At 41.9% G+C, this 11,672-nt stretch carries 10 protein-coding genes; 1 reads left to right on the top strand and 9 read right to left on the bottom strand.

Annotation, left to right across the window (positions count from 1 at the left end; all coding sequences use genetic code 11):
* Positions 1-135: 135 nt before the first annotated feature.
* Positions 136-1,206, top strand: coding sequence for a tyrosine recombinase XerS (gene xerS / locus GMD1S_RS01045; protein ID WP_000817851.1), 1,071 nt, complete (start codon positions 136-138; stop codon positions 1,204-1,206).
* Between the two features lie 75 nt (positions 1,207-1,281).
* Here the strand turns inward: xerS and GMD1S_RS01040 are convergent, their stop codons facing one another.
* From GMD1S_RS01040 to GMD1S_RS01000, 9 genes are all read right to left on the bottom strand, one after another.
* Positions 1,282-2,271 carry a lipoate--protein ligase gene (locus GMD1S_RS01040; RefSeq protein WP_000874003.1) on the bottom strand — a complete coding sequence of 330 codons (990 nt, stop codon included), beginning with the start codon at positions 2,269-2,271 and terminating at the stop codon, positions 1,282-1,284.
* Between the two features lie 58 nt (positions 2,272-2,329).
* On the bottom strand, positions 2,330-4,033 hold the full coding sequence (lpdA, locus tag GMD1S_RS01035; RefSeq protein WP_001162892.1) for a dihydrolipoyl dehydrogenase: 1,704 nt from the start codon (positions 4,031-4,033) through the stop codon (positions 2,330-2,332).
* A 41-nt stretch (positions 4,034-4,074) separates the two neighbouring features.
* Positions 4,075-5,118 (bottom strand): dihydrolipoamide acetyltransferase, encoded by a 1,044-nt coding sequence (locus tag GMD1S_RS01030; protein ID WP_000752713.1) that lies wholly within the window; start codon positions 5,116-5,118, stop codon positions 4,075-4,077.
* A gap of 567 nt (positions 5,119-5,685) precedes the next feature.
* Positions 5,686-6,678: an alpha-ketoacid dehydrogenase subunit beta gene (locus GMD1S_RS01025; RefSeq protein WP_000448708.1), complete on the bottom strand. Its 993-nt coding sequence runs from the start codon at positions 6,676-6,678 to the stop codon at positions 5,686-5,688.
* Between the two features lie 16 nt (positions 6,679-6,694).
* Positions 6,695-7,663 carry a thiamine pyrophosphate-dependent dehydrogenase E1 component subunit alpha gene (locus GMD1S_RS01020; protein ID WP_000105373.1) on the bottom strand — a complete coding sequence of 323 codons (969 nt, stop codon included), beginning with the start codon at positions 7,661-7,663 and terminating at the stop codon, positions 6,695-6,697.
* A 178-nt stretch (positions 7,664-7,841) separates the two neighbouring features.
* On the bottom strand, positions 7,842-9,182 hold the full coding sequence (locus GMD1S_RS01015) for an MATE family efflux transporter (protein WP_000283627.1): 1,341 nt from the start codon (positions 9,180-9,182) through the stop codon (positions 7,842-7,844).
* Between the two features lie 41 nt (positions 9,183-9,223).
* Complete coding sequence (locus GMD1S_RS01010) at positions 9,224-10,492, bottom strand: dihydroorotase (RefSeq protein WP_000924517.1); 1,269 nt, start codon at positions 10,490-10,492, stop codon at positions 9,224-9,226.
* Positions 10,493-10,504: 12 nt separating this feature from the next.
* On the bottom strand, positions 10,505-10,969 hold the full coding sequence (locus tag GMD1S_RS01005; protein WP_001135777.1) for an NUDIX hydrolase: 465 nt from the start codon (positions 10,967-10,969) through the stop codon (positions 10,505-10,507).
* A gap of 9 nt (positions 10,970-10,978) precedes the next feature.
* Positions 10,979-11,632, bottom strand: coding sequence for a uracil-DNA glycosylase (locus GMD1S_RS01000; protein ID WP_001164851.1), 654 nt, complete (start codon positions 11,630-11,632; stop codon positions 10,979-10,981).
* Positions 11,633-11,672: the final 40 nt, after the last annotated feature.

Genomic DNA, 11,672 nt, shown 5'->3' with positions numbered 1-11,672 from the left:
AATGGTTCAGAGTGAATGGGATAAAGTTAGATATTTTAAAAGTTTCTTATATCATCTTTCCGAAAAACTATAATTTTCTTGAAAAATATATAAGTCTATGCTATACTACTAGTAGACTAATTTAGGGAGAAAATCATGAAACGTGAGATTTTACTAGAACGAATCGACAAACTAAAACAAATCATGCCCTGGTATGTTCTGGAATACTACCAATCTAAGCTTGCTGTGCCCTACAGTTTTACAACCTTGTACGAATACCTCAAGGAATACGATCGATTTTTCAGCTGGGTTTTGGAGTTTGGTATTTCAGATGCTGATAAAATGTCTGACATTCCTTTATCAGTCCTGGAAAATATGTCTAAAAAAGACATGGAATCCTTTATCCTATACCTACGAGAACGACCTTTGCTGAATGCCAATACAACCAAACAAGGCGTTTCACAGACAACCATCAATCGAACTTTATCAGCACTTTCCAGTCTTTACAAATATCTAACCGAGGAAGTTGAAAATGATCAAGGAGAACCCTATTTCTATCGCAATGTAATGAAGAAAGTTTCAACCAAGAAAAAGAAAGAAACACTTGCTGCTAGAGCTGAAAACATCAAGCAAAAACTTTTTTTAGGTGATGAAACTGAAGGTTTTCTAACTTATATCGACCAAGAGTATCCACAACAGCTCTCAAATCGTGCTCTGTCGTCATTCAATAAAAATAAGGAACGTGATTTAGCAATTATTGCCCTTCTCTTGGCATCTGGTGTTCGCTTATCTGAAGCTGTTAATCTGGATCTAAGAGACCTCAATCTCAAAATGATGGTTATTGATGTCACTCGAAAAGGTGGCAAACGCGACTCGGTCAATGTCGCGGCCTTTGCAAAACCTTATCTAGAGAATTATCTAGCCATTCGGAATCAACGCTATAAGACGGAAAAGACAGATACAGCGCTCTTTCTGACACTCTACCGAGGTGTTCCTAATCGGATTGATGCTTCCAGTGTTGAAAAAATGGTCGCAAAGTACTCTGAGGACTTCAAAGTTCGTGTAACACCCCATAAACTCCGCCATACCCTAGCAACTAGGCTCTATGATGCAACTAAATCGCAAGTTTTGGTCAGTCACCAGCTAGGTCACGCCAGCACACAAGTCACTGACCTCTATACCCATATCGTTAATGATGAACAAAAGAATGCTTTGGATAGTTTATAATTAATACATAATTATAATTATGTATACTATACCACAAAAAAAGAAGTTGCATATTTTAGCAACTTCTTTTTTGATTTATCCTACTACCGCTTCAGCGATTTCTTCACGGCTAATACCAGAAAAGTAGCGTGTAATATCAATAGTTTCTAGAGCTTTAAGGACATCTTCGCGTTCGTATTTTACACCACGAAGGACATCTTCTACAGCTGCAACGTCCTCGATACCAAAGAAGTCCCCATAAATCTTGATATCTTGGATTTTTGATTCAATGACGTTGGCAAAAACTTCGACCTTACCACTGGTGAATTTTGTTCCACGACGGACGTTAAATTCAGGTGATTTACCGTAGTTCCAGTCCCAAGTACCGAACTTGGTATCCTTGATACGATTGATTTCAGCCAATTCTTGCTCAGAAAAAACATATTCAGTCATCTCTGGATACTCTTTTTTCATGTATTCCAATAGCAAATCACGGAATTCTTCAACTGTGATTTTTTCTGGTAATTCATTGACAATATTGGTTACACGGGCACGGACGGATTTCACACCTTTTGATTCAAACTTATCTTTTGAAACCTTGAGGGCATTAGCAAGGACTGACAAATCAACGTCAAAGAGCAAGCAACCGTGGTGCATGATACGGCCATTGATATAGGCTTGGGCATTGCCACAGAATTTTTTGCCATCAATCTCAAGGTCATTACGGCCTGTGAACTCAGCTTTAACGCCTAGTTGAGCCAAGGTATTGATAACTGGAGTTGAGAAGCTCTTGAAGTCAAAGGCCTTGTTTTCATCTTCTTTTGAAATGATGGTGTAGTTGAGGTTGTTTAAATCGTGATAAACAGCTCCACCACCACTGATACGACGGACTACCTCAATACCATTTTCTCGAACATAATCACGGTTGATTTCTTCGATAGTATTCTGGTGACGACCAACAATGATAGAAGGTTTGTTAATCCAAAGAAGGAAGATTTGATCCTCATCTAGTAAGTGTTTAAAGGCATATTCTTCCAAGGCGATATTAAAAGCAGTGTCGTTTGAATGATTGATAATATATTTCATGATATCCCTTTATACGATAGAGACTGGAAATAATCTTCCAGTCTAGTCTATCTTCGTTTTATTTTTTCTTAGGTGAATGGATGGCCATTCCTAGAACATCCGCAAACGCTTCGTACATCACTTCAGAGTATGTTGGGTGTCCGTGGATAGTCTTCAGCATTTCTTCGACAGTAATTTCCATTTCGATGATACTTGACGCTTCGTTGATCAATTCTGCAGCTGCAGGACCGATGATATGGACACCAAGGATTTCACCGTATTTCTTATCTGCAATGACTTTAACGAAACCTTGAGCCGCATCAGAAGCAATGGCACGTCCGTTAGCAGCAAAGTTGAATTTACCGATAGCGACATCGTATTTCTCACGAGCTTGTTCTTCAGTTAGACCTACTGCTGCTACTTCAGGAAGAGTGTAGATGGCTGCAGGAGTCAAGTTAAGTTTGGCAACAGCATGATTTCCTTTAAGGGCATTTTCAGCGGCAACTTCACCCATACGGAAGGCTGCGTGAGCCAACATCTTCGTACCATTGATGTCACCTGGTGCGTAAATTCCTGAAACAGAAGTTTCCATGTATTCGTTGACCTTGATACGACCACGATCCAATTCAAACTCAACATCGCCAATTCCTTCAAGGTCTGGCACACGACCGATTGAAAGGAGCGCTTTGCTTGCAATGATATCGTCTTTTCCTTCAACTTTAATACGAAGTTGACCATTTTCCTCGATGATTTCTTGCAGTTTAGTACCTGTCAAGATGGTCATTCCTTTACGTTCAAGGATCAAGCGAAGGTTCTTAGAAACTTCAGCATCCATAGCTGGAACGATACGGTCCATCATTTCGATAACAGTTACTTTTGAACCAAATGTCATGAAGGCCTGACCCAGTTCGATACCGACAACTCCACCACCGATGATAACAAGGCTTTCTGGAACTTCGTTCATTTCAAGAATGTCATCACTTGTCATTACGAGTGATGATTCCATACCAGGAACGTTTATCTTGCTGACTTTTGAACCACCGGCAAGGATAATTTTCTTAGTTTCAAGCAATTCCGAACCATTTACCAAGACATTCTTGTCTTTAGTGATGGTACCAATTCCCTTATGAACAGTAACTCCGTAGCTACGAAGAAGACCTGCAACTCCACCAACCAAAGTATTGACAACCTTAGACTTGGTTTCAAGAAGTTTATCCATATCTACAGTGAAGTTTGGATTTTCGATGACGATACCACGGTTTGCTGCATGACCGATGTTTTCGATGATTTCAGCGTTGTGAAGGTAGGTCTTAGTTGGGATACATCCACGGTTCAAGCAGGTTCCACCGAGTTCAGATTTCTCAACAAGGGCAACCTTACCACCAAGTTGAGCAGCTTTAATGGCCGCTACATATCCAGCAGGACCTCCACCAATCACAACGATATCAAAGGCATCATCGCTCTTGCCGTCGTCGTTTGAAGCACTAGCTGCAGGCGCCGGGCTAGCTTCTGGCGTAGCTGCTCCAGCTGTTGGGATGTTTTCCCCTTCTTCACCAAGGTAACCGATAACTTCAGTTACTGGAACAGTTTCACCATCTCCTTTAAGGATGGCAATCAAGTATCCATCTTCTTCTGCTTCCAATTCCATGCTGACTTTGTCAGTCATGATTTCCAAAAGGATTTCTCCTTCTTTTACAAATTCACCGACTTTTTTATTCCATTGGACAATTTGTCCTTCTGTCATATCTACGCCGGCTTTTGGCATAATTACTTCTAAGGCCATGTCTTACTTCCTTCTAAATCTCTAAAATAACAATAGCTGACTTAAACCAACATTGAGATCGGATTCTCAATCAAGGCTTTCAAGTCTTTCATAAACTTAGCACCAGCCATACCATCTACAACACGGTGGTCAATAGTTAAACCAAGGCTCATGATAGGGCGAATGACAATCTCACCATTGACAACTACAGGTTTCTCGATTGTCGAACTTACACCCAGAATAGCTGAGTTGGGTTGGTTAATAATCGGACCAAAGGACTGAACACCAAACATTCCCAAGTTACTAATTGTGAAGGTTGAGTTTTGTAACTCACTTGGAGCCAATTTGCCATCCAAGGTACGACCAATCACGTCTTTAAATGCAACGACCAACTCTGACAAGCTCATCTTCTCAGCATTGTAAACAACTGGTGTCATTAGACCGTTATCCATACCAACCGCCATCGCAAGGTTGACATAGTTATGAGTGATAATGGTCTTGCCATCTTCTGTCAATGAAGCGTTGATGTATGGGTGTTTCATCAATGTTTTCACAACAGCGAGTGAAAGAAGGTCTGTTACAGTAGTCTTCTTACCAGTCGCTTCCATAATCGGATCAAGAACCTTCTTACGAAGGGCCAGCATTTCAGTCATATCAACTTCATAGTTGAGTGTGAAAGTTGGCGCAGTTAGGTAAGATTCAACCATACGTTGCGCGATAACCTTACGCATTGGTGTCATTGGAATACGCTCAATTTCACCATAAGGAGTGATATTATCTGGTACTTCTTCCACTTTTTCAATCTGAGCAGGAGACTTGATAGTATCGTTTTCGATATTTTCAGGAAGCAAGGCCAAAACGTCCTTCTTCATGATCTTGCCACGATGACCTGTTCCTTGGATTTCCTGCCAAGCAATGTTATGTTCGAGGGCAATTCGTTTTGCAAGTGGCGAAATGCGAACCACATTTGTGTCTTTATAAGTTTCCACGTCTTCTTTGTGGACACGACCGTTTGCACCTGAGCCAGAAACGTCGTAGAGGTTGATACCTAAATCATCCGCTAACTTTCTAGCCGCAGGAGTCGCTCTTAGCTTGTCATCAGCCATGACCTCTCCAATTCTAATTATGATACTAAGGGCGTAAAAAGCGACTGAAAAATAGGAAATCTACGCAGGCTTCGATGAAGCCAAGAAGATTTATCTTTTTTCCGAGCTTTTAGCCCGTGTTCGAATATAAGATATTAAGGACGAAGAGGGCAATGAAAAAATAGGAGATTGACGATGTGTTCGATGAACACAAGAAAATCTATCTTTTTTTCACAGACCTCCGTCCGAATTCAACTCTACAAGTAACTTGGACACGAAACGCGTCTCAAGTTACTACGGTTGCCGCTATTAGGCGGTCAACCTTGTAGACTTACTAATTCATTCGTCTAATATTATCGATTCGACTCATTCATGTCGCAACTCTTCAAATCACTTGGATATGAAACGAGTCTCAAGTTACTACGGTTGCCGCTATCAGGCGGTCAACCTAGTAGACTTACTAAGTCGTTCGTCGAATATTATCGATCCGACTCCCTTCTGTCGCAACTTTCAAACAACTTAGGTACAATACGTATCTCAAGTTGCTAAAGTTAAAAACTATTTTTACATAATTTATTTTATGTAATTTTATTCTTTGTTATAAGTTTTACGTATGGCATCTTTGATGCTTTCAACTGTTGGAATCATTGCATTTTCTAGATTTTGTGCGTAAGGCATTGGCACATCTTCTCCGGCGCAACGGCGTATTGGTGCGTCTAGATAATCAAATGCTTCTGATTCTGAAATAATAGCTGAAATCTCTCCGATATAGCCACTTGTTTTGTGAGCATCGTTGACAAGCACCACCTTACCAGTCTTCTTCACTGAGTTAATGATGATATCCTTATCAAGCGGAACAAGGGTACGTGGGTCCACAATTTCAACTGAAATTCCCTCTTCTGCTAATTCTTCAGCAGCTTGAACTACACGGCGAAGCATTTTGCCATAAGTAACGACTGTTACATCTGTACCTTCGCGTTTGATTTCCCCAACCCCAAGTGGGAGTGTATAGTCTGGATCAACTGGCACTTCCCCTTTTTGGTTAAATTCTGACTTGTACTCAAGAATGATAACAGGGTTATTATCACGGATAGCTGACTTGAGAAGTCCTTTCATATCCGCAGGTGTTCCAGGAGCTACAACCTTAAGTCCAGGAATGTGAGTAAACCAAGACTCTAGAGATTGCGAGTGCTGAGCCGCAGAACCAACTCCGTTACCAGCTGCACAGCGGACAGTCATTGGAACCTGACCTTTCCCACCAAACATGTAACGTGTTTTAGCAGCTTGGTTGACGATATTGTCCATGGCAATGACCGAGAAGTCCATGAAGGTCATATCAACGATTGGGCGAAGTCCTGTCATGGCTGCTCCTGCTGCTGCACCTGAGATAGCAGCTTCAGAAATCGGACAGTCACGAACACGTTCTGGACCAAATTCTTCGAGCATTCCAACAGAAGTTCCGAAGTCTCCTCCAAAGACACCGACGTCTTCTCCCATCAAGAATACATTTTCATCGCGACGCATTTCCTCAGACATAGCAAGGATAATGGTGTCACGGAACGACATTGTTTTTGTTTCCATTTTTATCTCTTTCTCCTTAGTCTGCGTAAATATCTTCAAATGCTGATTCTAGTGGTGGGAATGGGCTTTCTTCAGCAAATTTAACAGAAGCTTCTACTGCTTCCTTGACTTGTGCTTGAATTTCTTCCAATTCTTCTGCACTTGCAATATTGTTTTCAATGAGGTATTTGCGAAGGTTTTCGATTGGGTCTTTTTGTTTCCACAATTCCACTTCTTCACGAGTACGATATTTACCAGGGTCAGATGATGAGTGGCCAAGCCAGCGATAGGTTACACTTTCGATCAAGACTGGGCCATTGCCACCACGAACATGATCTACAGCTTTCTTAAATCCTTCATAGACATCGATGACGTTGTTCCCATCTTCGATAAACATTCCAGGAATTCCATATGCCGCACTACGTTGATGGATATGCTCTACATTGGTCATTTTCTTGATATCCGCAGAGATCCCATAACCGTTGTTAATGCAGTAGAAAACAACTGGCAAGTTCCAAATAGAAGCCATGTTGACTGCTTCGTGGAAGACACCTTCGTTGGTCGCACCATCTCCAAAGAAGCAAACGACGATTTTTCCAGTGTTTTGCATTTGTTGACTGAGGGCTGCACCGACAGCGATTCCCATACCACCACCAACGATACCATTGGCACCGAGGTTCCCAGCATCCAGGTCAGCGATGTGCATAGAACCACCTTTTCCTTTACAGGTTCCAGTGTATTTCCCGAGGATTTCAGCCATCATTCCGTTGAGGTCAATCCCCTTAGCAATAGCTTGCCCGTGTCCACGGTGATTTGAGGTAATCAGATCATCTGGATTAAGAGCCAGCATCGCTCCGACGTTAGCAGCTTCCTCTCCGACAGAAAAGTGAGTCATACCGGGAACTTTCCCCTTTTTCACTAACTGAGCAATTTTTAAGTCCATGCGACGGATTTCTTCCATCTTACGGAACATCTCTAGCAAAAGATTTTTATCTAAAGTTGACATAATCTTGCCTTTCTAACTTTGTACTTACCTTACTATTTTACCTTTTTTAGTATACGCTGTCAAAGTATATGGCTAATAAAAATTCACAATATAAAAAAATAAACCCCTGTTAAAACAGGGATTCTCTCTAGTTAGAGTATTTTTTCACAAAGTGCTTTTTCAGGATATTTTCCAAAAATTAGCTCAATCTTTTCATTACGGTTTTCAGACGCCATTGATACAAACAACCAGAAACAATCAAGCTGGCAATTAACCCAATCCAGTAGGCAAATGCCCCTAAGTCAGTTACTTGATCTAGTAGATATCCTAGTGGTATCGCTACTCCCCAATATCCGATTAAGCCAAGATAGAAAGGAACGATAGTGTCCTTATACCCTCTTAAAATTCCTTGGAGCGGAGCCGCAAAGGTATCAGCTAGCTGGAAAAAGAGACTGTAGGTTAGAAATACAGCAGTTGTTTCAATGAACTGAGAGTCATTCCCATATAGACTTGCTACACGATCTCTAAAAATGTAGAGAAAAGATAGGGTAAGACCTGCAAAAATAAGGGCGGTTACTCTCCCCAGACGAGCATAGATTTTTGCATCCTCAAAACGTTTGGCCCCCACCTCGTAAGACACAACAATCGCCATAGCAGAGGAAATACTCATAGGAAAAGCATACATGAGACTCGAAAAATTCATAGCTGACTGGTGACTGGCAATGATGAGCGATGAAAACTTAGCCATGATTAGTCCAACCACGGAGAAAATGGCTACTTCAGCAAATACGGTTCCCCCGATTGGTAGACCTAATCGAACACCTTCCTTGATTTTATCTATATTTAGTGGAATGCGTTTTTCAAGATGTAACGCTTTTAACCTTTCTTGTTTGAATAAAACAAGAATAGAAATCCCCAATAAAACCCAATAGGCTAGTGAAGTTCCTAGTCCTGCTCCTGCGCCACCAAGCTCAGGGAAACCGAAAGCTCCATATATCAAGAGATAGTTAAAACCACTATTGAGCGGAAGTAATAGGAGCATGAGGTACATAGATAGCTTGGTCAATCCAAGAGAATCCAACAAAGAGCGAATGACACTGAACAGCAACAAGGGAATAATTCCAATAGACAGGTACCAAAGATAGGAAACTGCAACTGCCGCCACTTGAGCTTCTAGTCCGATGTTGGTTAAGACAGGTGGCGCTAAGAATACTACCATTCCAAGCAAGACCAAAGACAGTCCGAAAGCCAAGTAGATAAATTGGTAAAAATCAGATGCTACTTCTTCCTTTTTGCCCCGTCCCAGATGATGGCCTATGATGGGAACCATGGCCGAAACAATCCCTGTTAAAAAAGTAAAGAAAGGATTCCATAGACTCGTTGCGGTTGACACCCCCGCCAAGTCCATGGTATTGTACTGCCCAGTCATGGTTGTATCAACAAAAGAGGCAGAATAATTGGCAAATTGATAGATCAGAATAGGGAAAAATATCTTAAGAAATAAGACAAACTTGTCTTTAAATTGATGGGTTGGATACATATACGCTCTCTATTCTTATAGTTTCTAGAGCAGAATCCCATCTAGTTTTGGTAGACAATTTGTCCCTTGCAGATGGTATATTTAACCTGCCCTTTTAAAGTTTCACCGATAAATGGGGAATTAGCTGCTTTTGACGCAAAATGGGAGTCCACAAGGCGGTCAGCCTTAGCGTCAAAGATAGTGATATCCGCTGGACCATTCTCAGCCAAGTAACCTGCTTCAAAGTTGTAAAGCTTGGCTGGATTGACAGTCATTTTTTCTAGCAATTCCATCAAGCTCAACTCACCAGCTTCCACCAAATAAGTCAAACCAAGAGAAAGAGAGGTTTCCAAACCTGTCATACCAGATGGTGCTTTGGTGATATCTTCAACATTTTTCTCATCTGCATGGTGAGGCGCGTGGTCCGTTGCGATAACTGTGATAACACCTGACTTGAGACCTTCGATAACGGCACGACGGTCTGACTCCAAACGAAGTGGAGGATTCATTTTGGCATTGCTTCCTTGAGTTAAAAGAAGAGCTTCTGTCTTAGAGAAATGCTGTGGCGCTACTTCTGCTGTGACCTGCGCACCTAGTCCTTGAGCAAACTCCACCACCTTGACACTTTCTTCCTTAGACAAATGCTGAATGTGAACATGGGCCTTGGTTGCATAGGCAATCATAACATCGCGCGCAATCATAGCGTACTCAGCCACTCCTGTCGCTCCACAGATATGGAAATGTTCTTTAGCGATGTTTTCGTTAAAGCCAAGAATTCCATTCAAACCTGGATCTTCCTCATGAAGGCAGATAAAGGTATTGAGTTTTTTGGCTTCTTCCATTGCTTCCTTAACCACTTTACTACTTTCAAGCGGAATTCCATCATCTGAAAAACCAACGGCTCCAGCTTCTAAAAGCGCCTTAAAATCAGTCAAGTCTTGGCCATTAAAGTTCTTAGTAATGGTCGCAACTGTCTTGACGTTAATCTTTTCCTTGGCAGCTGACTGGAGAACTTCTTGAAGAGTCTCTACATCCGAAATGGTTGGACTAGTATTAGCCATCATGACAACGGTTGTAAAGCCACCTGCAGCGGCTGCTAGGGCACCAGTATGAATGTCTTCTTTATGAGTTTGACCAGGTTCACGGAAATGAACATGGATATCGACCAATCCAGGAGCAACTACTAGACCAGTAGCATCAAGCACCTCTGCTCCTTCTTCCTTGATTTCAGGTGCAATTTTGACAATTTTCCCATCTTGGACCAAAACATCACACACTTGATCCAAACCAGACTTGGGATCCATTACACGACCATTTTTGATAAGTAGCATCTGCTTTCTCCTTTATTCATAGAAATCAACTTGGGTATCCAATAATTTATCCCCATCATAAACAAACTTGGCTGAAAAGAAGGTTTTATCTTCTAAAAGCCACTCAACAAAAGTGTGATCACCCTCCCAAGTTGGCTTGCTCAAAACTTCATCATAGGGAACCCATTCCAGCGTCCCCTCATTGCAGTCAATCAAGTTACCCTCAAACTCCGTCACCTTAAAAACATAGGTGTACCAGTCTAAATCTGGTGTGAATTCTGGAAAAGTGATAACACCTTTTAGAACCGGCTTGGCTTTGAGCCCTGTTTCTTCGAGGATTTCACGCGCTGCACATTCCTGTGGAGTCTCACCTCGCTCTAGCTTTCCACCCACACCAATCCATTTGCCTTCATGGACATCGTTGGGCTTCTTATTGCGATGGAGCATGAGCAGTTCTTTTCCGTTATCAATGTAGCAAATAGTCGCTAACTGAGGCATATTTTCTCCTTATCTAAGCCAATCGATTGGCTCTTGTCCTGTCTCTTTTAAGAATGCATTGGCCTTGGAAAAAGGCTTGGAACCCCAAAATCCTCTATAAACCGATAACGGACTAGGATGGGCTGATTCGATAATCAAGTGGTGAGGATTGGTAACCAAGACCTTCTTCTTACGTGCATAAGCGCCCCAGAGCACAAAGACTACAGGTCTGTCTAGATTATTGACCACCTGAATCACAGCATCAGTAAAGGGCTCCCATATTAGCCCAGAATGACCATTGGCTTGCCCAGCAGGAACCGTCAAGCAAGCATTGAGAAGCAAGACTCCTTGCTCAGCCCAAGCTGTCAAATCATGGGATTTCTTAGCTCCGATGTCATCCGACAATTCTTTCAAGATATTTTGCAAGGACGGCGGAGCTGGGATAGCATCGGGTACAGAAAAACTCAAACCCTGCGCTTGACCTGGCCCGTGATAGGGGTCTTGCCCTAGAATCACCACCTTAACCTCTTCCAGATGAGTAGTCAAGAGAGCTTGAAAAACTTTTTCCTTAGGTGGATAGACAGTTCCCTGAGCATAGACCTGTTCCATAAATTGATTGATTTTCCCGAAATAACCTTCAGGTAATTGCTCCTTAATCAAAGCATGCCATGATGAGTGTTGCATCGCCAACTCCTTCGTTTTTACTGCCTCTATTATAGCAAAA

The organism is Streptococcus sp. GMD1S (assembly GCF_000296875.1).
Lineage (GTDB): Bacteria > Bacillota > Bacilli > Lactobacillales > Streptococcaceae > Streptococcus.
The sequence above is the reverse complement of the archived record's forward strand: the minus strand, read 5'-3'. Positions and strand labels throughout refer to the sequence as shown.